Annotated in this window: 14 protein-coding genes; 8 read left to right on the forward strand and 6 right to left on the reverse strand. The window is 67.5% G+C overall.

The annotated features are described in order from the left end of the window. Window positions 1-5: 5 nt before the first annotated feature. Together AC0KXH_RS16085 and AC0KXH_RS16090 are read right to left on the reverse strand one after the other, a co-directional pair. Window positions 6-1,091, reverse strand: a complete 1,086-nt coding sequence (locus tag AC0KXH_RS16085) for a Glu/Leu/Phe/Val dehydrogenase dimerization domain-containing protein (protein WP_488223695.1) — start codon at window positions 1,089-1,091, stop codon at window positions 6-8. A 254-nt stretch (window positions 1,092-1,345) separates the two neighbouring features. Continuing rightward, window positions 1,346-4,816, reverse strand: coding sequence for an indolepyruvate ferredoxin oxidoreductase family protein (locus AC0KXH_RS16090; protein ID WP_488223696.1), 3,471 nt, complete (start codon window positions 4,814-4,816; stop codon window positions 1,346-1,348). A 199-nt stretch (window positions 4,817-5,015) separates the two neighbouring features. On the opposite strand from AC0KXH_RS16090, the gene AC0KXH_RS16095 reads away from it, so the two are divergent. Both AC0KXH_RS16095 and AC0KXH_RS16100 read left to right on the forward strand, forming a co-directional pair. Further along, window positions 5,016-5,483, forward strand: coding sequence for an Lrp/AsnC family transcriptional regulator (locus AC0KXH_RS16095; RefSeq protein ID WP_061339970.1), 468 nt, complete (start codon window positions 5,016-5,018; stop codon window positions 5,481-5,483). 148 nt (window positions 5,484-5,631) lie between these two features. Further along, a complete protein-coding gene (locus tag AC0KXH_RS16100) occupies window positions 5,632-7,542 on the forward strand; it encodes a methyl-accepting chemotaxis protein (RefSeq protein WP_488223697.1) in 1,911 nt (636 codons plus the stop codon). 25 nt (window positions 7,543-7,567) lie between these two features. On the opposite strand, the gene AC0KXH_RS16105 is transcribed toward AC0KXH_RS16100, so the two are convergent. Beyond that, entirely contained in the window at window positions 7,568-7,996 is a 429-nt protein-coding gene (locus AC0KXH_RS16105) for a DUF192 domain-containing protein (protein WP_080773383.1), read from the reverse strand. A gap of 106 nt (window positions 7,997-8,102) precedes the next feature. On the opposite strand from AC0KXH_RS16105, the gene AC0KXH_RS16110 reads away from it, so the two are divergent. Both AC0KXH_RS16110 and AC0KXH_RS16115 read left to right on the forward strand, forming a co-directional pair. Beyond that, on the forward strand, window positions 8,103-9,443 hold the full coding sequence (locus AC0KXH_RS16110) for a short-chain fatty acid transporter (protein ID WP_043221964.1): 1,341 nt from the start codon (window positions 8,103-8,105) through the stop codon (window positions 9,441-9,443). 50 nt (window positions 9,444-9,493) lie between these two features. Further along, on the forward strand, window positions 9,494-10,894 hold the full coding sequence (locus AC0KXH_RS16115; protein WP_312380559.1) for a sigma-54 interaction domain-containing protein: 1,401 nt from the start codon (window positions 9,494-9,496) through the stop codon (window positions 10,892-10,894). A gap of 6 nt (window positions 10,895-10,900) precedes the next feature. Here AC0KXH_RS16115 and AC0KXH_RS16120 read toward each other — a convergent pair whose 3' ends face one another. Continuing rightward, window positions 10,901-12,175 carry a cation:proton antiporter gene (locus AC0KXH_RS16120; protein WP_488223698.1) on the reverse strand — a complete coding sequence of 425 codons (1,275 nt, stop codon included), beginning with the start codon at window positions 12,173-12,175 and terminating at the stop codon, window positions 10,901-10,903. Window positions 12,176-12,348: 173 nt separating this feature from the next. Between AC0KXH_RS16120 and AC0KXH_RS16125 the strand changes: the two genes are divergently transcribed. Both AC0KXH_RS16125 and AC0KXH_RS16130 read left to right on the forward strand, forming a co-directional pair. Next, on the forward strand, window positions 12,349-13,929 hold the full coding sequence (locus AC0KXH_RS16125) for a thymidine phosphorylase family protein (protein WP_488223699.1): 1,581 nt from the start codon (window positions 12,349-12,351) through the stop codon (window positions 13,927-13,929). Beyond that, complete coding sequence (locus AC0KXH_RS16130) at window positions 13,929-14,825, forward strand: ribose-phosphate pyrophosphokinase (protein ID WP_488223700.1); 897 nt, start codon at window positions 13,929-13,931, stop codon at window positions 14,823-14,825. The genes AC0KXH_RS16125 and AC0KXH_RS16130 overlap by 1 nt, the downstream gene beginning before the upstream one ends. A gap of 1,284 nt (window positions 14,826-16,109) precedes the next feature. Here the strand turns inward: AC0KXH_RS16130 and AC0KXH_RS16135 are convergent. Together AC0KXH_RS16135 and AC0KXH_RS16140 are read right to left on the reverse strand one after the other, a co-directional pair. Beyond that, complete coding sequence (locus AC0KXH_RS16135; protein ID WP_488223701.1) at window positions 16,110-16,892, reverse strand: DNA-formamidopyrimidine glycosylase family protein; 783 nt, start codon at window positions 16,890-16,892, stop codon at window positions 16,110-16,112. 64 nt (window positions 16,893-16,956) lie between these two features. Continuing rightward, window positions 16,957-17,841 (reverse strand): RluA family pseudouridine synthase, encoded by an 885-nt coding sequence (locus tag AC0KXH_RS16140; RefSeq protein ID WP_488223702.1) that lies wholly within the window; start codon window positions 17,839-17,841, stop codon window positions 16,957-16,959. Window positions 17,842-18,088: 247 nt separating this feature from the next. On the opposite strand from AC0KXH_RS16140, the gene AC0KXH_RS16145 reads away from it, so the two are divergent. Then, window positions 18,089-19,882: a thiamine pyrophosphate-requiring protein gene (locus AC0KXH_RS16145; RefSeq protein WP_488223703.1), complete on the forward strand. Its 1,794-nt coding sequence runs from the start codon at window positions 18,089-18,091 to the stop codon at window positions 19,880-19,882. A gap of 159 nt (window positions 19,883-20,041) precedes the next feature. Beyond that, window positions 20,042-21,658 (forward strand): HAMP domain-containing methyl-accepting chemotaxis protein, encoded by a 1,617-nt coding sequence (locus AC0KXH_RS16150; RefSeq protein WP_172883291.1) that lies wholly within the window; start codon window positions 20,042-20,044, stop codon window positions 21,656-21,658. The last annotated feature ends 10 nt before the right edge of the window (window positions 21,659-21,668 follow it).

Below are 21,668 nucleotides of genomic sequence, written 5' to 3' on the forward strand. Positions count from 1 at the left end.
GGGTATCAGGCGTGCAAGCGCAGGGCCTCCGGCTGGCTGCCGCTGTCGAGACGCTCGAGCGCCAGGCGGTCGGCGATCACCGAGGTCGGCTCGCCGCTGGCGGCGGCACGGGTGAAGATCTGCTGCAGGGTGTCGCCAATGGCGCGCACATGGCTGTCGATCTGCGCGGCGCTGCCGCCGATGCGCTGGTAGTAGACGTCGATGATGCCGCCGGCGTTGATTGCGTAGTCCGGCGCGTAGAGCTGGTTGCGCCGCTGCAGTTCGACACCGATCTCGGCGCTGGCCAGCTGGTTGTTGGCCGCACCGGCGATCACCGGGGCACGCAGCACTTCCAGGGTCTGCTCGTTGAGGATGCCGCCCATGGCGCAGGGCGCGAAGACGTCTACGTCGAGACCGTAGATGTCCTGCGGGCGCACCACGTTGGCTCCCAGCTCGTCCATTGCCTGCTTGACGTTGGCATCGAAGATGTCCGCCACCCACAGTTCGGCGCCGGCCGCTTTCAGGTGCCGCGCCAGCCCCAGGCCGACATGGCCGACGCCCTGGATCGCCACCTTCAGCCCGGTCAGCTCGTCGCGACCGAGGCGCTGGCGCACCGCTTCCTTGAGGCCGACGAAGACGCCGTAGGCGGTAGACGGCGACGGGTCGCCGCTGGCGACGCTGCCGTCGAGCAGGGTGCGCGGCGTGGCGCCGACCACATGGCGGGTGCGCTGGGCAAAGGCCTGCATTTCGGCATCGCCGGTGCCGGAGTCGGCGGCGGTGATGTAGCGCCCGCCGAGGCTGTCGACGAAGTCGCCCATGGCGTGCAGCAGCGCCTGGCTCTTGCCGGTATGCGGGTCGCCGATGATCACCGCCTTGCCGCCGCCGAGCTTGAGCCCGGCCAGCGAGGATTTCAGCGTCATCCCGCGCGACAGCCGCAGCACATCGCGCAGGGCCTCGTCGTCACTGGCATAGGGGAACATCCGGCAGCCACCCAGCGCCGGCCCGAGGCGCGTGTCGTGGATGGCAATGATGGCTTTCAGACCCGACGCCTGGTCATGGCAGAAGACCACCTGCTCATGGCGGTCGAAGTCAGGATGAGCGAAGACGGACATTGGGTTACCTCGTTCTTGTTTGTCTGGTGGCCTGTCACGGACAGGGCCTGCTTGTTCGGTATCACCGGGCGATGGGCCCGGCGGGTTCATCTAGCCCTGGGCGAACAGGGTGACGGGCCGCTGCTGCGTGCCCTGCCGGTGGGCTGAAGCCCACCCTACGAGTGCCTCTTCGTCGCCGCGGGCGGTTCTGTAGGGTGGGCTTTAGCCCACCGAACAACGCTGCCCGACTCGACGAGCGCCCAGCGCCGGGGCGCTCAGGCCGCCGGCTGGAAAAGCCGTACGCTCTGCACCTCGTCGCCTTTGGCCAGCTGCTCGCGGAGCAACTTCTCCTGCTGGCGGGCCTTGGCGATGGAACGCTCCTTCACCGGGCCGTAGCCGCGGATCTGTTCCGGCAGCGCGGCGATGGCCACGGCGGTGCGGTAGTTGGTCGGCTTGAGCTGGGCCAGCAGCTCGTCCACGGTCTTCTCGTACTCGCTGATCAACTGGCGTTCGACGCGGCGGTCGTGGCCATAGCCGAACGGGTCCAGGGGCGTGCCACGCAGGAAACGGAACTTGGCCAGCACGCCGAACACATTGAGCATCCAAGGCCCCAGCTCGCGCTTGCGCGGCTCGCCGGTAACCGCGTCACGCTTGGCCAGCCAGGCCGGGGCGAGGTGGAACTGCAGCTTGTAGTCGCCCTCGAACTGCGCCTGGAGCTGCTGGCGGAATTCCGGCTCGCTGTAGAGCCGCGCCACCTCGTACTCGTCCTTGTAGGCCAGGAGCTTGAAGTAGTAGCGGGCGACGGCCTTGGACAGTGCCAGATCGTCCGCCGTATCGGCATCGCGCACGCGCTCGACCAGCTGGCGATAGCGGCGCGCCAGCCCGGCGTTCTGGTAGCGGGTAAGGAAGTCCACGCGCCAGTCGACGATCTCTTCCAGGGTTTTGCAGAGTGGCTCGGCGACCTCGACTGGGCGCGCCAGCCCTTCCACCGCTTCGCGTTCCAGCACCGCACGACGGCCCCAGCGGAAGGCCTGCAGATTCAGCTTGGCGGCAACGCCATTGAGTTCGATGGCCTTCTCGATGGCCTCGGCGCTGATCGGCAGCAGCCCCTGCTGATAGGCGAAGCCGAGCAGGAACAGGTTGGTGGCGATGCTGTCGCCCAAGAGCCGCGTGGCCAGGCGGGTGGCATCGACGAAGTGGGTCTTGTCGGCGCCGACGGCGTCGCTGATCGCCTGGCGCATGGCCGCGCCGGGCACCTGGGCGTCCGGGTTGCGAGTGAACTCGGCGGTGGCGGACTCGTGGCTGTTCACCACGGCATTACTGATCTGCTCGTTGAGGCGGGTCAGCGATTCATCGCCCGCCGCGACGATCAGGTCGCAGCCCAGCAGCAGGTCGGCTTCACCGGCGGCGATACGCACCGCGTAGATGTCGCTCTGCTTAGCGGCGATGCGCACGTGAGTGGTCACCGGGCCGAATTTCTGCGCCAGACCGGCCTGGTCGAGCACGGTGCAGCCCTTGCCTTCCAGGTGCGCGGCCATGCCGAGCAGCGCGCCGAGGGTGGTCACGCCGCTGCCGCCGACGCCGGGAATCAGCACATTCCATGGCCGCTCCAGCGACGGATGCTGCGGCTCGGGCAAGGTCGCCGCCTCGATACCGCCAGCCACCGCTTCGGGCTTGCGCAACCCGCCGCCATGCACGGTGACGAAGCTCGGACAGAAGCCCTCGACGCAGGAGTAGTCCTTGTTGCAGGCGTTCTGGTCGATCTCGCGCTTGCGGCCCAGCTCGGTTTCCTTCGGCAGCACCGACAGGCAGTTGGACTTCTCGCCGCAGTCGCCGCAGCCCTCGCACACCGCAGCATTGATGAACACGCGCTTGGCCGGGTCTTCCAGCTTGCCGCGCTTGCGCCGACGACGCTTCTCGGTGGCACAGGTCTGGTCGTAGATGATCACCGAGACGCCTTTGAACTCGCGCAGCTCACGCTGCACCGCATCCAGTTCGCGGCGATGGTGGAAGCTGGTGATCGGCGCGAAGGTATCGCGGGTCGGGTACTTGTCCGGCTCGTCGCTGACCAGAGCAATGCGCTTGACGCCCTCGTGGAAGATCTGCCGGCTGAGCTGGTCGACGCGCAGCTCGCCGTCGATGGGCTGGCCGCCGGTCATGGCCACGGCATCGTTGTAGAGAATCTTGAAGGTGATGTTGACGCCGGCTGCCACTGCCGCACGCACCGCGAGGCTGCCGGAGTGGAAGTAGGTGCCGTCGCCGAGGTTCTGGAACATGTGCGGGGTGTCGGTGAACGGCGCCTGGCCGATCCAGTTGACGCCCTCGCCGCCCATCTGGGTAAAGGTCTCGGTGCGCCGGTCCATCCACTGCACCATGTAGTGACAGCCGATACCGGCCGAGGCGCGGCTGCCCTCGGGCACCTTGGTGGAGGTGTTGTGCGGGCAGCCGGAGCAGTAGTGCGGGGTGCGCACGGTGCTGTAGCTGCGCGCGGCCAGGGCCTTTTCCTTGGCATCGAGGAAGGCCAGGCGGGTCTGGATGCTGTCGCTGGTGTAGATCGGCGCGAGGCGCTTGGCGATCACCCGGGCGATCATCGCCGGGGTCAGCTCGGAGAGATTCGGCAGCAGCGAGTTGCCCTGCTCGTCGAACTCGCCGACCACCCGCGGACGCTTGCTGACGGGCCAGTTGTAGAGCTGCCCGGTGAGCTGGTCCTCGATGATGCTGCGCTTCTCCTCGACCACCAGAATCTCGTCCAGCCCCTGGGCGAACTCGTGCACCGAGACCGGTTCCAGCGGCCAGCTCATGCCGACCTTGAGCACCCGCAGGCCGACCGAGGCGCACAGCGCTTCGTCCAGGCCCAGGTCGTCCAGCGCCTGACGCACGTCGAGATAGGACTTGCCGGTGGTGATGATGCCAAGCCGCGGGTTCGGCGAATCGAGCGTCACCTGGTTCAGGTTGTTGGCCCGGGCGAAGGCGCGCGCGGCGTAGATCTTGTACAGGTTGAGGCGCTTTTCCTGAGCCAGCGGCGGGTCCGGCCAGCGGATGTGCACGCCGTCCTCGGGCAGATCGAAATCTTCCGGGATACGCGTCTGCACGCGCAGCGGATCGACTTCCACCACAGCGGAGGAGTCGACGTTCTCGGCAATGGTCTTCAGGGCCACCCAGCAGCCGGAGTAGCGCGACAGCTCCCAGCCGATGATGCCGTAGTCGAGGATTTCCTGAACGTTGGCCGGATTCAGCACCGGAATCGAGGCGGCGATGAAGGCATGCTCGCTCTGGTGCGGCAGCGTCGAGGATTTGCAGCCGTGGTCGTCACCCGCCAGCAACAGCACGCCGCCCTTGGGCGACACACCCGCCGCATTCGCATGCTTGAACACGTCGCCGGCACGGTCGACGCCCGGCCCCTTGCCGTACCACATGGCGAACACGCCATCGTACCTGGCGCCGGGGAACAGGTTGGTCTGCTGGCTGCCCCACACCGCGGTGGCGGCCAGCTCTTCGTTGACGCCCGGCTGGAAGTGGATGGCGTGTTGCTTGAGGTAGTCGCGGGCTTCCCAGAGGCTCTTGTCCAGCCCGCCCAGTGGCGAGCCGCGATAGCCGGAGATGAAGCCACCGGTGTTCAAACCACGGGCCTGATCACGCTGATGCTGCAGCATCGGCAAGCGGGTCAGCGCCTGGGTGCCGGTGAGGTACAGATGACCGGTAGCAAGCCGGTACTTGTCGTCCAGACGGATCTCGGCCAGAGACATGGGGCGCTCCTAATTTGTTGTTATCGGAGTCAGGGTGGTCGCGTTCGGCGCCACCCGCCTTTTTCGCGGCAGGGGATCGCCCCGCCGGCACGTGATTACAGTCTGGCCGTGACGAGGGGAGATTTTCTTTCTACTTTTGCGCTAGAACCACGTTCGCTTGCATGAACGATTCGCCGACAACAACAAAACTGGAATGAACATGCAGACCCCGCTGAGCACCGTCGACCGCAAGATCCTCCGCCTGCTGCAACACAACGCTGACCTGTCGGCCGCCGAGATCGCCGAAAAGGTCGAGCTCTCGCAGTCGCCCTGCTGGCGACGCATCCACCGCATGCAGGAAGAAGGGCTGATCGAGCGCAAGGTCGCCCTGCTCAACCCGAAGAAGCTCGGGCTGAACATGACGGTGTTCGTCAACATCAAGCTCTCCGCTCACGGGCGCAGCAACCTCGACGAATTCGAGCAGGCCGTGGTCGGCTACCCCGAGGTGCTGGAGTGCCACACCATGGCCGGCGAGTCGGACTACCTGCTCAAGGTGGTGGCGCGCGATATCGACAGCTACGAGCGCTTCCTGCGCGACCAGCTGCTGCAGCGCCCACACGTGCAGGAAGCGCACTCGCACATCGCCATGAGCGAGGTGAAGCGGACCACGGAGCTGCCGCTGGATTGAGCGGCCGCTGCCGCTTGTAGGAAAGATTTAAGGTCCCGGCCCTGCCGGTCGATATTACGGGCGATGCCTGTCGCCCCAGGCAGCCCCTTCGACGCCCCACCCTTCCATTGCCCATCGGCAGCCTTCCTACTGCCGGGAGTTCCAGAGCATGCTCGCCAATATCCGCATCGGACAGCGCATCGCGATCAGTATCGTGCTGCTGCTGATCGTCACCGTCACGACCCTGACCGCCCTGTTCTTCAGCCGCTTCGAAAGCCTGCTGGCCGACGCCGAGCGCCGCGAGCTGCGTGGCATCTTCGACAACGTCAGCAGCACCATCGCCGCCGAAAGCCTCACCGCCGAGCGGCTCGCCGCCCTAGTGGCGAGCATTCCCGAGGTGCAGCAGGCGATGGCGGACGATGACCGTGAACGACTCTCGGTGCTGTTCGTGCCGGGCTATGCGATGCTGGCGAACGACTATGGCCTGACCCAATTCCAGTTCCACAAGGCACCGGCCACCTCCTTCCTGCGCGTGCACAAGCCGGCGCAGTTCGGTGACGATCTTTCCGCGATCCGCCAGACCATCGTCGACACCAACGCCCGCCAGACGCCGGTGCGGGGTGTCGAGTCCGGCGTCGCCGGCCTGGGCATTCGCGGGTTGGTGCCGATCAGCCATCAGGGCCGGCCGGTTGGCTCGGTGGAGTTCGGCCTGTCCTTTGGCCAGGCGTTCTTCGACGCCCTCAAGGCGCGCTACCACGTCGATGTCGGCCTGGTGCTGCGCGAGGCCAACGGCAGCTTCAAGCCCTTCGCCACCACATTTGGCAGCGCCCTGGTCAGCGATGAGCAGCGCGGCCAGGCGCTCGCCGGCAATGACGTGATCTTCCAGGCCGAGGCCGACGGCCAGCCGGTAGCGGTTCTGGTATCGGCGGTCGAGGACTTCTCCGGCAAGCCGCTGGGCGTGCTGGAAGTGGCGATGGACCGCACCCGCTACGCCGATGCACTGGCCTCGATGCGCAACACCGCACTGGTCGTCGCCGGCATCGCGCTGGCCATCGGCCTGCTGGTCGCGGCCCTGGTGGCGCGCGGCATCGTCAGCCCGATCCGGGTCGCGGTCGATGCGATGCGCGACATCGCCGCCGGTGAAGGCGACCTCACTCGGCGCTTGGAACAGCGCGGGCGCAACGAGGTAGCCGAGCTGGCCGGTGCCTTCAACCTGTTCGCCGAGAAGGTGCGCCGGCTGGTCAGCGAGGTGGCCGGCTCGACGACGCAAGTGGCCGCCGCGGCCGAGGAAATGTCGGCGATCACCGACGAGTTCAACCGCGACGTCGCACAACAGCGTCACGAGATCGAGCTGGTGGCCACGGCAATGAACGAGATGACCGCCACCGTGCAGGACGTCGCGCGTAACGCCGCACTGGCAGCCGAATCGGCCCAGGCCGCCGATGAGCAGGCCCAGCAGGGCCAGCAGGTGGTGCAGCAGACGGTCAGCTCGATCGAAAACGTCTCGGCCGAGGTCGAGCGTACCGCTGCCGCCATCCAGCGCCTGGAGGCCGACAGCCAGAGCATCAGCGCCGTGCTGGACGTGATCCGCGGCGTCGCCGAGCAGACCAACCTGCTGGCGCTGAACGCTGCCATCGAGGCGGCGCGGGCTGGCGAACAGGGCCGCGGCTTCGCCGTGGTGGCCGACGAGGTTCGCACGCTCGCCTCGCGCACCCAGCAGTCGACCGTGGAAATCCAGCAGGTGATCGAGCAGCTGCAGGCCGGCGCGCGCGACTCCGCCGCGGTGATGCTGCAGGGCCGTGCCCAGGTGGAGGTCAGCGTGCGCCAGGCCCAGCAGGCCGGTGACTCGCTGAGCGGCATCACTGGCGCGGTCACCCGCATCAGCGACATGAACACCCAGATCGCCAGCGCCGCCGAGCAGCAGAGCGCGGTGGCTGACGAAATCAGCCAGAACGTGGTGAACATCAATCAGGTGGCCGATCGCGTCACCGAATCGGCCGGCCAGACCGCGCAGGCCAGCAGCCAGCTCGCGCATCTCGCGGTGGGCCTGCAAACGCTGGTCGGGCAGTTCCGCTACTGAGCGGCGGCGCCGGCGCGAGCCGGCGCTAGTCCGCAGGCAATCCCTCCACCCGTGCGCCCGGGCCGATGGCGTGCTCGGCGAACCAGCCCTGGTTCACCTCCAGCGCATAACGCGCCGGCGCTTGCGAGCAACGGATCTCGGTGCTCAGCGGCTCGAGGTCGATCAGATCGACGATCCGCCCGGCGTCGTCGATGAACGCCGCCGACAGCGGCAACGGCGTGTTCTTCATCCACAGGCAATGGCGCCCGGGGCGCTCGAAGCGCAGCAGCATGCCGGCGTCGGCCGGCAGCTCGGTGCGCGCCATCAGCCCGCGCGCGCGCGCGAGGTCGCTGGCAGCCAGCTCCACCCGCAGCGTTTCCCCACCGATGCGCAGCGCCAGGCGGTCCTGCGCCAGCGCGGGCGGCAGCTCCCAGAGCAGAGCGGTCGAGACGATCAGCCAAGCCAGTGCGCGCATGCCATGAACCTTTGACGAACCCGGGGAACGGCGATCCTCGCGCCGCACTCAATAACCGAAGCGGGCACGCCCGCCATGGACAAGAACAACAAACGAGGACCTTCCGATGCTCAACAGAATAACCGCCGCCAGCGTCTACCTGGTGCAGCGTTTCCTGCCCTCGCCCTTCGTCTTCGCCATCCTGCTGACGCTGATCGTGCTGGTCGCCGCGATGCTCGCCACCGGCCAGGGGCTGACGGCGATGGCGCAGCACTGGGGCAACGGCTTCTGGAACCTGCTGGCCTTCACCATGCAGATGTCGCTGATCCTGGTCACCGGCCATGCCCTGGCCCGCGCGCCGGCGATCAATCGCCTGCTAGACCGCATGGCCCGGGTGCCGCAGTCGCCCGGGCAGGCGATCATTCTGGTGACCCTGGTGGCGCTGGCCGGTTCCTGGATCAACTGGGGCTTCGGCCTGGTGATCGGCGCGGTGTTCGCCCGCGCGCTGGCCCGCCAGGTACGCGGCGTCGACTACCCGCTGCTGGTCGCCGCGGCCTATTCGGGCTTTCTCATCTGGCACGGCGGTTTTTCCGGCTCGATCCCGCTGTCGCTGGCCAGCGGCGGCGCGGACCTGGCGAAGATGACCGGCGGTGCGCTGAGCGAAGCCATCGACGTCGGCCAGACCATGTTCGCCTCCTACAACCTGATCATCATCGCCGTGCTGGTGGTCGGCCTGCCGCTGCTCAACTGGGCGATGCAGCCCAGGCAGCCGAAGCAGGTCGACCCGGCGCTGCTGAAGGAGCCGGAAGCCGACGCGGTGCCACGCGAGACCGCCGTGCAGCGCCTGGACGACAGCCGCATCCTCGGCCTGGTCGTGGTCGCGCTGGCACTGCTGTTCTTCTACCGCTACTTCAGCGAGAACGGCCTGGCGCTGAGCCTGAACATCGTCATCTCGATCTTTCTCTTCGCCGGCCTGCTGCTGCACGGCACGCCGGAGCGCTATATGCGCGCCATCGAGGAGAGCATCCGTGGCATCGCCGGGATCGTCGTGCAGTTCCCCTTCTACGCCGGGATCATGGGCATGATGGTCGGCGCCAATGCCGCCGGGCTGTCGCTCGGTCGCCTGGTCACCGACCGCTTCGTCGCCTGGTCGACGGCCGACACCTTTCCGGTGCTGGCCTTTCTCAGCGCCGGGCTGGTCAACGTCTTCGTGCCCTCCGGCGGCGGCCAGTGGGCGGTGCAGGGGCCGATCATGCTGCCGGCCGGCGCGGCGCTGGGCGTGCCGCCGCAGGTCACCGCCATGGCGATTGCCTGGGGCGATGCCTGGACCAACATGATCCAGCCGTTCTGGGCGCTGCCGCTGCTGGGTATTGCCGGGCTCGGCGCGCGTGACATCATGGGCTACTGCCTGCTGACGCTGGTCTTCTCCGGCCTGGTGATCGCCGGCGGGCTCTATTTCCTCACCTGACCCTGCCAGGCGCCCGCGCCGGAGTCGCCGGCGCGGGCGCACGGAGCCGCATGAACCACAACCTCAAGGACTACCCGCACGTCCGCCAGCTGGCGATCCGCTCGCTGTTCGAGATCTTCGAGCACTCCAGCGAAGGCACCATCATCGTCGACCGCGACGCCAACATCGTCTGGATCAACGAACGCTACGCGCGCCGCTTCGGCCTCGACAGCCCCGAGCAGGCGATCGGCAAGCCCTGCGAGACGGTGATTCCCGGCAGCCTGCTGCGCGAGGTGGTCAGCACCGGCAAGCCCATGCTGCTGGACATGCTCGACACGCCGGACAGCCCGGTGGTGGTCATGCGCCTGCCGGTGCACGACGACGCCGGGCAGATCATCGGCGCCATCGGCTTCGCCCTGTTCGACGAGTTGCGCGCGCTGTCGCCGCTGCTGACCCGCTATCAACGCATGCAGGAAGAACTGGCCTCGACCCGCTCGCTGCTGCGCGCGCGCCAGGCCAAGTACAGCTTCGCCCATTTCATCGGCACCAGTGCCCAGAGCCTGGAGGTCAAACGGCACGCCCGGCGCAGCGCCACGGTGGAATCGCCGGTGCTGCTGCTCGGCGAGACCGGCACCGGCAAGGAACTGCTCGCGCATGCCATCCATGCCGCCTCGCCGCGGGCCAACAAGCCGTTCGTCAGCATCAACGCGGCGGCGATTCCCGAAAGCCTGCTGGAGGCCGAGTTCTTCGGCACCGCGCCGGGCGCCTTCACCGGCGCCACGCGCAAGGGCCGGCCAGGCAAGCTGCAGATCGCCCAGGGCGGCACGCTGTTTCTCGACGAGATCGGAGACATGCCGCTGGCCCTGCAAAGCAAGCTGCTGCGCGTGCTGCAGGAGAAGGAGTTCGAGCCGGTCGGCTCCGACGAGATGCTGCAGAGCGATGTACGCCTGATCGCCGCGACCTCCATCGACCTGGAACAGGCGGTCGCCCGCGGCAGCTTTCGCGCCGACCTCTACTACCGCATCAATGTGCTGCCGATCCGCGTGCCGCCCCTGCGCGAACGCCTGGCCGATCTGCCGGCGCTGTGCGAGGCGATCCTCGACGAGCTGCCCGGCGACCACGGGCTGCATCCCGATGGCCTCGCCCTGCTCGCCCGCCACGCCTGGCCGGGCAACATCCGCGAACTGCGCAACGTGCTCGAACGCGCCGCCCTGCATGCCGACAGCGCCGAACTCGGCGAGGCCGACATCCGTCGCGCGCTCGGCAGGCTGCAGCCGCTGGAAACCACCGCGGGCGCGCCCCATGCAGCGCCGGTCGGTGACTTCCAGCAGGCCCGCGCGGCATTCGAACGCGAGCTGATTGCCGCGGCCCTGGCGCAGCATCAGGGCAACGTGGTCGAAGCGGCCCGCGCGCTCGGCCTCGGGCGCTCGACGCTGTACCGCAAGATGGCCGAGCTGGGACTCGGCAGTTGAACGCGCTCAGTGCGTCTCGTCGGTGTCCGGCTCGGCGCGGCGACCGTAGAGCGCACAGACCACGCGGCCGACGGTGAGCCCCTGCAGCAGGATCGACATCAGCACCACCAGGTAGGTCAGCGTCAGCACCAGGTCGCGCTGTTCGCCGAGCGGCAAGGACAGCGCCAGCGCCAGCGAGACGCCGCCGCGCAGCCCGCCCCAGGTCAGCAAGCGCACCGCACCGGGGCCGGTGCGCCGGTCGCCGCCGCGCAACCGGCGCAGCAGGTTGATGATGCTCGCCACGGTGACGAAGCGCGACGCCAGCACCGCGGCGCCCAGCAGCAAGGCGGCGAGCAGCGGCAGCCAGCCGAACGGCAGCACCAGCAGTTCCAGGCCGATCAGCGCGAACAGCAGGGCGTTGAGCACCTCGTCGACCAGCTCCCAGAAGCCGTCGACATAGCGCCGTGCATCCTCGTCCATCGCCTTGCGCCGGCCCTGGTTGCCGATGATCAGCCCGGCCACGACCATGCTGATCGGCGCCGAGACGTGCAGGTGCGTGGCCAGCGCCGAGCCACCGAAGACCAGCGCCAGGGTCAGCATCACCGTGGGCTGGTGCTCGTCGACACGGCGCATGAGCAGGAACACCCCGAAGCCCAGCGCCAGGCCGAAGAGCACTCCACCCACCGCCTCCTCGAGAAACAGCAGGCCGACCTCACCAGCGGTCGGCGTCTGCCCCAGGGTGAGCACGCCGAGCAGGATGCTGAACACCACCACCGCCGTGCCGTCATTGAACAGCGATTCGCCGACGATGGTGGTCTGCAGCGGCCCTGGCGCACCGCTGGTCTTGAGAATGCCCATCACCGCGATCGGGTCGGTCGGTGAGATCAGCGCACCGAGCAGCAGGCAGTAGATGAAATCCAGGCGCCAGCCGAACGCGCCGACGATGGCATAGGCCAGGCCGGCGACCACGAAGGTGGAGAGCAGCACCCCGGCGGTGGCGAGCAGGCCGATCGGCCAGCGGTAGTGACGCAGATCGTCGAGGTTGACGTGCAGCGCACCAGCGAACAGCAGTGCCGGCAGAAACCAGGTCATCAGCACGTCGGAGAAGTCGATCTGGCGGATCAGCTCCTGCGCCTCCACCTCCAGCACCGGAAAGCCCAGCGCCGCCAGGCCCTGCAGAAGCAGCGAGAGCAGCAGCGCGGTGACCATCACGCCGATACTCGGCGGCAGGCGGATGAAGCGGTAGTTGAGGTAGGTGAAAAAGGTCGTCAGCGCGATGAATGCAGCCGCCAGATCGAGCATGGGTTCTCCGATGGTTAGCGGTTGAACGCCGGGCGATCGCGCGCGGCGGGTACATGACGTGGGACAAGGCCAGCCGGCAAAAAGCTTCCCTGCGCTTGGCAAGCCGCTGCGGCGGCGTTACATAACACCGGAGCCGCCCCGCGGCCGCCCCACGACAGCAACGGACCCGCGCCATGACCAGCCTTTCCAACCAGACCCCGAGCGCCAGCCTGCAGCCCGTGCACCTGGCGCTGCGCCGGGTCGCCATCGACACCTACCGCGAGAACGTCGCCTACCTGCACCGCGACTGCGCCGCCTGCCGTGCCGAAGGCTTCCAGGCGCTGGCCAAGGTCGAGGTGCGGGTCAACGGCAAGCGCATCCTGGCCAGCCTCAACCTGGTGGACGACCCCGCGATCGTCGGCTGCGACGAGCTGGGCCTGTCCGAGGACGCCTTCGCCCAGCTCGGCGCCGAGGCCGGCATGCCCGCCTCGATCGCCCAGGCCGAGCCGGCCCTGTCGATCCCGGCGCTGCACCGCAAGATCGCCGGCGAACGCCTGCACCGCGAGGACTTCCTGGCGATCGTGCGCGACGTCGCCGAGCACCGCTATTCGAAGATCGAGCTGACCGCCTTCGTGGTCGCCTGCAACCAGGGCGAGCTGGACCGCGAGGAGGTGTACTTCCTCACCGACGCGATGATCCGCGTCGGCCGCCAGCTGGACTGGCGCGAGCACCCGGTGGTGGACAAGCACTGCATCGGCGGCATCCCCGGCAACCGCACCTCGATGCTGGTGGTGCCGATCGTCGCGGCGCACGGCATGCTCTGCCCGAAGACCAGCTCGCGGGCAATCACCTCGCCGGCCGGCACCGCCGACACCATGGAAGTGCTGGCCAACGTCGAACTGCCGTTCGAGCGCCTCTGCGAGATGGTCCGCGAGGAACGCGGCTGCCTGGCCTGGGGCGGGACCAGCGACCTGTCGCCGGCCGACGATGTACTGATCGCCGTCGAACGCCCGTTGTCGATCGACTCGCCCGGGCAGATGGTCGCCTCGATCCTGTCGAAGAAGGTCGCCGCCGGCTCCACCCACCTGTTGCTCGACATTCCCATCGGCCCGACCGCCAAGGTCCGCTCGATGGCCGAAGCGCAGCGCCTGCGCAAGCTGTTCGAATTCGTCGCCGCGCGCCTGGGCCTGACCCTCGACGTGGTGATTACCGACGGCCGCCAGCCGATCGGCAACGGCATCGGCCCGGTGCTCGAGGCACGCGACGTGATGCGCGTGCTGCAGAACGACCCACGCGCGCCCAACGACCTGCGGCAGAAGGCCCTGCGCCTGGCCGGGCGTATGCTCGAGTTCGACCCGGACGTGCGCGGCGGCGACGGCTACGCCATCGCCCGTGACATCCTCGAGTCGGGCCGCGCACTGAAGAAGATGCAATCGATCATCGCCGCCCAGGGCGCACGTCCGTTCGACCACAACCAGCCGGCGCTGGCCAGGCTCAGCTTCGACGTGCTCGCCGAGCGCGACGGCGTGGTCACCGGCATCGACAACCTGCAGCTGGCGCGCATCGCCAACCTGGCCGGCGCGCCCAAGGTGCAGGGCGCCGGGGTCGACCTGCTGCGCAAGCTCGGCGAACCGGTGCACACGGGCGACTGTCTTTATCGCGTCTACGCGGACTTTCCCGCCGACCTCGCCTTTGCCCGCCAGGCCACCGAGCGGGCCAATGGCGTCAGCCTCGGCCGCGCCGATCAGGTGCCGGCCGTATTCGTGGAGTTCTGATGCAAAGCCTGCTGCTGTATTTCGATGACGAACGCGCTGCCGCGCTGCGCCTGGCCGAGGCCTGCGGCCTGCCCGCCGCCGCGGTCGAACGCCACCGCTTCCCTGACGACGAACTGCGCCTGCGCCTGCCACTCGCCGAGGGCCAGGCGCTGGCCGAGCAACTGGTGCTCTACCGCGGCCTCGACCACCCCAACGAGAAGCTCGTCGAGCTGCTGCTGGTGGCCGGCGAAGCGCGCCGCCTGGGCGCCAAGCGGCTGATCCTGGTCACGCCCTATCTGGCCTACATGCGCCAGGACATCGCCTTCAACCCGGGCGAGGTGGTCAGCCAGCGGGTGATCGGCCAGCTGCTGGCCGACCAGTTCGACGGCCTGATCACCGTCGACCCGCACCTGCACCGCGTCGCGACCCTGCAGGAGGCCGTGCCGCTGGCCGATGCCGTCACCCTCTGCGCGGCGCCGGCGCTGGCGCGCCTGATCGCCGAGCGGCACCCCGACGCGCTGCTGATCGGCCCGGATGCCGAAGCCAGGCAATGGATCGAGGCGGCTGCGGCCGAGCATGGTTTCGAATATGGCGTGTGCAACAAGCTGCGCCACGGCGACCATCAGGTCGAGATCGCCCTGCCCGAATTGCCGTTCGCCGGGCGCCGCGTGGTGCTGCTCGATGACGTCGCCAGCTCCGGGCGCACCCTTTCCGAGGCCGCGCAGAAGCTGCTCGCCGCCGGCGCCGCCTCGGTGGACGTCGCGGTGACCCATGCACTGTTCGCCGGCGATGCGCTGCAGGTCATCCGCGCCGCCGGCGTCGAGCACGTCTGGAGCACCGATTGCATCGCCCACGAGAGCAACGCCGTGGCGATGGCCCCGCAGCTGGCCGAAGCGCTCAGGCCGCTGCTGCGCTGAAACCGTAGGGTGGAAAACGTGCGCAGCACTTTTCCACCTAAGCCAGGCACCCGGTAGCGCCGGACCAACCGCGTGGACAAGGCTGCGCCGTTGTCCACCCTACGGCACCCTACCTGGCCCAACCCTCTGCGGCCCAACGCCGAACCCACCGTAGGGTGGAAAACGCGCAGCTTTTCCACCGAAACCCGGCGAGCCAACTCGGTGGCGGCGGATCAACCGCGTGGACAAGGCGCTGCCGTTGTCCACCCTACGAGCCCCCTGCCTGGCCCGACCCTCTGCCCCCCACCGCCGTGCCCACCGTAGGGTGGAAAACGCGAAGTTTTTCCACCGAAACCCGGCGAGCCAACTCGGTGGCGCCGGACCAGCCGCGTGGACAAGGCGCTGCCGTTGTCCACCCTACGAGCCCCCTGCCTGCCCCGACCCTCTGCGCCCCAACGCCGAACCCGCCGTAGGGTGGAAAACGCGCAGCTTTTCCACCGAAACCCGGCGAGCCAACTCGGTGGCGCCGGACCAGCCGCGTGGCCAAGGCGTTGCCGTTGTCGACCCTACGAGCCCCTGCCTGCCCCGACCCTCTGCACCCCAACGCCGAACCCACCGTAGGGTGGAAAACGCGCGGCTTTTCCACCGAAACCCGGCGAGCCAACTCGGTGGCGCCGGACCAGCCGCGTGGACAAGGCGCTGCCGTTGTCCACCCTACGAGCCCCCCGTCTGCCCCGACCCTCTGCGCTCCAACGCCGAACCCGCCGTAGGGTGGAAAACGCGCAGCTTTTCCACCGAAACCCGGCGAGCCAACTCGGTGGCGCCGGACCAGCCGCGTGGCCAAGGCGTTGCCGTTGTCGACCCTACGAGCCCCTGCCTGCCCCGACCCTCTGCACCCCAACGCCGAACCCACCGTAGGGTGGAAAACGCGCGGCTTTTCCACCGAAACCCGGCGAGCCAACTCGGTGGCGCCGGACCAGCCGCGTGGACAAGGCGCTGCCGTTGTCCACCCTACGAGCCCCCCGTCTGCCCCGACCCTCTGCGCTCCAACGCCGAACCCGCCGTAGGGTGGAAAACGCGCAGCTTTTCCACCGAAACCCGGCGAGCCAACTCGGTGGCGGCGGATCAACCGCGTGGCCAAGGCGTTGCCGTTGTCCACCCTACGAGCCCCTGCCTGGCCCGACCCTCTGCGCTCCAACGCCGTGCCCGCCGTAGGGTGGAAAACGTGCGCAGCACTTTTCCACCTAAGCCAGGCACCCGGCAGCGCCGAACCAACCGAGTGGAAAAGGCTGCGCCGCCGCCACCCTACCCTTCATCCACCGCGCTCGGCTCGTCGGGGCTGAGCTGCGTGGCATCACCGTAGCGCTTCTGGCAGCGTTCGCAGAAGAATGCCCGGCGCCGGGCGCGGCCCAGTGCCTTGGCCTTGACCAGCGGGATTCGGCAGCGCACGCAAGTGCTCTTGCCATGCGCCAGCCAGTTGGCCTTGAGCACGCCGGCCCGCTTCCACTCGAGAAACTGAAAGCTGTAGGTGCGCGCCTCGCGCACCAGCTCGCGTAGCTTGGCCGGCGGCAGTTCGCCGATCAGCGACAGCGGGTGCACGCGGATGCGATAGAGCACCTCGTTCTTGATGATGTTGCCGGAGCCGGCGAACAGCGTCTGGTCCAGCAGCGCATCACAGGCCAGTAGCCGCGGGCGTTCGCGCAGGCGTTTGAGCGTGCCGCGCGGACTCCAGGCGTCGCTCATCAGGTCCATGCTCCAGTCGTACGTCGCATCCAGCGGCCCTTCGATCAACTGCACCGAACAGGCATAGAAATTCAGCTCGCCGTCGGCGAAGCCGAGGCTCAGGCGCGGCGTGGAGTCCTTGCGTTCGTTGATGCGGTAGCTGCCGAACAGCAGCAGGTGAATGCGCACGGAGACATCCTCCAGCTCGATCAGCAGATGCTTGCCCCAGCTGCGGAATTCACGCACCACCTGGCCGGTCAGCCGTGCCTTGTCGACCTTGGCACTGCCTTCGGCGCGCTCGATGCGCTGACCGGTGAACGCCGCGACTTCCTCGCGGAGAATGACGATGGATGGACCTTCGGGCATGGATGCACCAGCTGATCTGCCTTTCTCGATCAGACTCGCCCGCGCGGCGAAGGTGCGTAGCGCGCTACCAGGCCAGCTGCAGCCTGCTCTCGAACTCGCGCGGTTCACCACTCAGCGGATCGCGGAAGCGCAAGCCGCGCGCCAGGAGCTTGAGCGGGCGGCTGTAATCGTCCTGGTCGCGCTCCTCGCGCGGTAGCAGCTGCGGGTAGAAGGGATCGTTGCAGATGCCGGCGCCGAGGGTCGCCATATGCAGACGCAGCTGGTGCTTGCGCCCGGTGATCGGCGTCAGGGCGTAGCGCCAGAGATGGTCGCGGCGCTCGAGCACCTCGATCAGCGTTTCGCTGTTCGGCTCGCCGTCGCCTTCGCGCATCAGGAAGAACGGCTCGCCCGGCACCATGCACAGCTGCCGGCGCAGGGGAAACTCGAGCCCGGGCAGTGCCGGGCAGATCGCCTCGTAACGCTTGGCGATCCGCCGCTCGCGGAACAACGCCTGGTAGGCGTCGCGGCTCTCGCGGTTGGCCGAGAACAGCACCAGCCCGGCGGTGAGGCGATCGATACGGTGAATCGGCACCAGATCGGCGTTACCCAGCCGTTTGCTGAGCCGCGCCAGCAGGGTTTCGTTGACGTATTCGCCAGCCGGCATCACCGAGAGAAAGTGCGGCTTGTCCGCCACCACCAGATGCTCGTCGACGTGCAGGATGCGCTCTTCGAACGGCACCGGCGTCTCGTTCGGCACCTCGCGAAAATAGTGGATGCGCAGGCCGACCCGGTAGGCATGCTGCGGGCCGATCGGTTGCTGCCGGGCATCCAGCACACGGCCACGCGCCATGCGGTCCAGCCAGGTTGCCCGGTCGATCGCGGGAAAGTGATCGCACAGGCAGTCGAGCACCGTGCGCCAATCACCGGCTGGCAGATGCAAGGTGCTCGGGCGGGAGTTGGAAGCGGACATGGTGCGAAAACGGCCGGCGATGGAACAGGGCCGCCGATGATACCCGCTCTCGCGCCGAACCCGCGCGGTTCACGACAGCCCGCTTGCAGCCCACACGATGCTCGCCGCGAACACGGTGGGAAACCCTCGCCGCCTGGTCCGGTCCAGAGTAGACATCGGGCCGCGAAGAGCGCGTCCAGCGCGCCTCCGGTGGACCAGCCTTCCCTTATGGCTGAATGGCTTTCAGCCCTGCTCAGACGAGGTTTCCATGGCGATGACGGTCGGCGACTACCTGATCGAACGTCTCTACCAATGGGGCGTTCGGCGCATCTACGGCTATCCGGGCGATGGCATCAACGGTGTGTTCGGCGCGCTCAACCGCGCCAACGAGAAGATCCGTTTCATCCAGGCAAGGCACGAGGAAATGGCCGCCTTCATGGCCTCGGCCGACGCCAAATTCAGCGGAGGTCTCGGTGTGTGCATCGCCACCTCCGGTCCCGGCGCGGCTCATCTGCTGACCGGGCTCTACGATGCGCGCATGGATCACATGCCGGTGCTGGCCATCGCCGGGCAGCAGGCGCGCACGGCGATGGGTGCGCATTACCAGCAGGAAGTCGACCTGGCGTCGATGTTCAAGGACGTCGCCGGGGCCTTCGTGCAGCAGGCAGCCGCACCGGCACAAGTGCGGCACCTGATCGATCGAGCGATTCGCACAGCGCTGGGCCAGCGTGCCGTCACCGCGATCATCCTGCCCAACGACCTGCAGGAGATGGAATACAGCGAGCCGCCGCGTGCCCACGGCGCGGTGCGTTCCGGTATCGGTTTCACCCAACCCAAGGTAGTGCCCTACGAGGCGGATTTGCAGCGCGCCGCCGAAGTGCTCAACGCCGGAGAAAAGGTCGCAATTCTAGTCGGTGCCGGCGCGCTGAACGCCACCGATCAAGTCATCGCCATAGCGGAAAAGCTCGGCGCGGGCGTCGCCAAGGCGCTGCTGGGCAAGGCGGCGTTACCGGACGATCTGCCCTGGGTCACCGGCTCCATCGGCCTGCTCGGCACCGAGCCGAGCTACAAGCTGATGACCGAATGCGACACGCTGCTGATGATCGGTTCAGGCTTCCCCTACTCCGAATTCCTGCCCGAAGAAGGCCAGGCGCGGGGCGTACAGATCGACCTCAAGGCGGACATGCTCAGCATCCGTTACCCGATGGAAGTGAACCTGCAGGGCGATTCGGCGGAAACCCTGCGCGCGCTGCTGCCCTTGTTGAACCAGAAGACCGAGCGTAGCTGGCGGCAAAACATCGAGCAGTGGCGAGCCGACTGGGACCAGACGCTGGGAAAACGCGCCATGGTCGCGGCCGATCCGATCAATCCGCAGCGGGTGGCGTTCGAGCTGTCGCCGCGCCTGCCGGATGCGGCTATCGTCACCAGCGACTCGGGTTCCTGCGCCAACTGGTATGCGCGCGACGTTAAGCTGCGTCGCGGCATGATGGGTTCGTTATCCGGCGGTCTGGCCTCGATGGGCGCCGCCGTGCCCTACGCCATCGCCGCCAAGTTCGCCCATCCGGAGCGTTCGGTCGTGGCCATGGTGGGCGATGGTGCGATGCAGATGAACAACATGGCCGAACTCATCACCGTCGCCAAATACTGGAAGGAGTGGCAGAACCCGCAATGGATCTGCTGCGTATTCAATAACGAGGACCTGAACCAGGTGACCTGGGAACAGCGGGCGATGGAAGGCGATCCGAAGTTCGAGGCCTCGCGGAATATCCCCAACGTGCCCTACCACCGCTTCGCCGAATCCATCGGCCTGAAGGGCATCTACGTCGACCGCGAAGATCAGGTCGCCGCCGCCTGGGATCAGGCGTTTGCCGCCGACCGGCCGGTGCTGATCGAATTCAAGACCGATCCCGACGTGCCGCCGCTGCCGCCGCACATCAAGCTGGAGCAGGCCAAGAAGTTCGCCACCGCGCTGCTGCACGGCGACCCGAACCAGGCCGGCATCATCAAGCAGTCGGTCAAGCAGGTGATGAGCAAGGTGATGCCGGCGCGGGACAAGGATTGAGCCGGCGCCGGTCGGCACGTCCACGCGCCGACCGGTCAGCCCCCGCCGAGCTGCGGCTTACCGTCCGGCGATCAGGACTCAAGAGAACGCCTGTATAGCCGAAAGCCTCGTGTCCGTCGTCGCCCTGTGCGGCGCGCAACATAGGTTCAAGGGGCGTGCATGACCATCAAACTTCGCCTGATCGCGCTGGTGTCGATCGCTTTGCTATCGCTGTTCGCCGTCGGCGCGCTGGGGCTGATCCAGCTACGAAAACTCGACGCATCGGTCGCGCATATCACCAGCAATGAGGTTCCGCGCCTGGTGGATGCGAAGACCTTTGCCGGCCGCTATCAGGAACTGCGCGGCATCATCTTCCGGCACATCGCCGACCCCGATTCCGCGCGTAAGCGAACGCTCGATGAGGAGTTGCAACGCAAGGGCCGTGAGTTCGATGAGGATCTGGCACGGGCCATTGCCGATGCCGACTCGGAAGAAGCCACCCGAGCGCTGGAAGAATTCCGCAAGACGGTCAAGGCCTACCTCATCGTCGGCGAGACGGCGCTGGCCCGCTCACGCCAGAACCAGACCGAGGCCGCAATGGAACTGGCCTCAAGCCCATTCATCGAGGATGCCGCCATTCTCACCGGGCAGCTGGCGGATCAGCTTTCCGCCGATGCCACCACCGCCCTTAATGCCACCCAGCAAGCCTCTGCCGAGGCCTACCGCACATCGTTCCGGCTTCTGCTGGGCATCGTGCTGGCGGCGCTGGTGGTGATGATGGGCTTCGGCCTTACCCTGGGCCGCTCGATCATGTCGCCCTTGCAGGCGATGCGACGGACTGTCATGACCATCGGTGAAACGCTCGACCTGACTCGCCGCGTCGGGTCCCGTTCGAACGATGAGATCGGCCAGACCGTGCAGGCCTTCGACACCATGATCGAAGCCCTGCAGCGCAGCTTCAACGACCTGGCCAGGAACGCAGAGGATGTGGGCCGTGCCGCCGGCGTGCTGCGGGTCAATGCCAACGAATTCTCCGGCAGCTCCGTCGCCCAGGCCGACGCGGCGACGCAGATGGCCGCCGGCGTCGAGGAAATGACCGTCAGCATCGACCATGTGGCCGAACGCGCCGAGGATGCCGCCAAGCTGTCGACCGAGGCGGGCAACCGTGCCGCCGAAGGCGTCGCGGTGGTGCAAAGCACCATTGACGACCTGGGCATGATTGCCGAAGAAGTGAACGGCACCGCCGAGAGCGTGCATAACCTGCAACAGGAAACCACGCGCATCTCCACCGTTACCGGGGTGATCGGCGATGTCGCCGCGCAGACCAACCTGCTTGCCCTCAACGCGGCGATCGAAGCCGCACGCGCCGGGGAACAGGGCCGCGGTTTCGCCGTGGTCGCCGATGAAGTACGCAAACTGGCGGCACGCACCGCCGAATCCGCCGCAGAGATTACAGGTATCGTCGCGGCCATCGAACAAGGCGCCAGCGATGTGGTGAAGCGCATGCAGCAAGCCGTGCATACGGTCCAGCAAAGCGCCAGCCGAGCGGAGGAAACCGGCGTAGCGGTACAGGCGATCCGCAACGCTTCGACCCAGACCGTAGCGCTGGCCTCCGAAATCTCATATGCCATTCGCGAACAAAGCGCCGCCAGCAACCTGATCGCTGTACAGGTGGAGAAGATCGCCTTGATGAGCGAAACCAATACCGGCACCGCCAACCAGACCTCCAGCCAGGCCGACGATCTGCATGCCCTGGCCGAGCGGATGCTCACCGATATTTCACGTTACCGTTACTGAAGCAGGGGCC

This window comes from Stutzerimonas sp. CXK-1 (assembly GCF_057738225.1).

What these genes read in the sequence shown, in the direction of transcription:
- AC0KXH_RS16085 (WP_488223695.1), bottom strand. Translation starts at nt 1,091, where the DNA reads ATGTCCGTCTTCGCTCATCCTGACTTCGACCGCCATGAGCAGGTGGTC.
- AC0KXH_RS16090 (WP_488223696.1), bottom strand. Translation starts at nt 4,816, where the DNA reads ATGTCTCTGGCCGAGATCCGTCTGGACGACAAGTACCGGCTTGCTACC.
- AC0KXH_RS16095 (WP_061339970.1), top strand. Translation starts at nt 5,016, where the DNA reads ATGCAGACCCCGCTGAGCACCGTCGACCGCAAGATCCTCCGCCTGCTG.
- AC0KXH_RS16100 (WP_488223697.1), top strand. Translation starts at nt 5,632, where the DNA reads ATGCTCGCCAATATCCGCATCGGACAGCGCATCGCGATCAGTATCGTG.
- AC0KXH_RS16105 (WP_080773383.1), bottom strand. Translation starts at nt 7,996, where the DNA reads ATGCGCGCACTGGCTTGGCTGATCGTCTCGACCGCTCTGCTCTGGGAG.
- AC0KXH_RS16110 (WP_043221964.1), top strand. Translation starts at nt 8,103, where the DNA reads ATGCTCAACAGAATAACCGCCGCCAGCGTCTACCTGGTGCAGCGTTTC.
- AC0KXH_RS16115 (WP_312380559.1), top strand. Translation starts at nt 9,494, where the DNA reads ATGAACCACAACCTCAAGGACTACCCGCACGTCCGCCAGCTGGCGATC.
- AC0KXH_RS16120 (WP_488223698.1), bottom strand. Translation starts at nt 12,175, where the DNA reads ATGCTCGATCTGGCGGCTGCATTCATCGCGCTGACGACCTTTTTCACC.
- AC0KXH_RS16125 (WP_488223699.1), top strand. Translation starts at nt 12,349, where the DNA reads ATGACCAGCCTTTCCAACCAGACCCCGAGCGCCAGCCTGCAGCCCGTG.
- AC0KXH_RS16130 (WP_488223700.1), top strand. Translation starts at nt 13,929, where the DNA reads ATGCAAAGCCTGCTGCTGTATTTCGATGACGAACGCGCTGCCGCGCTG.
- AC0KXH_RS16135 (WP_488223701.1), bottom strand. Translation starts at nt 16,892, where the DNA reads ATGCCCGAAGGTCCATCCATCGTCATTCTCCGCGAGGAAGTCGCGGCG.
- AC0KXH_RS16140 (WP_488223702.1), bottom strand. Translation starts at nt 17,841, where the DNA reads ATGTCCGCTTCCAACTCCCGCCCGAGCACCTTGCATCTGCCAGCCGGT.
- AC0KXH_RS16145 (WP_488223703.1), top strand. Translation starts at nt 18,089, where the DNA reads ATGGCGATGACGGTCGGCGACTACCTGATCGAACGTCTCTACCAATGG.
- AC0KXH_RS16150 (WP_172883291.1), top strand. Translation starts at nt 20,042, where the DNA reads ATGACCATCAAACTTCGCCTGATCGCGCTGGTGTCGATCGCTTTGCTA.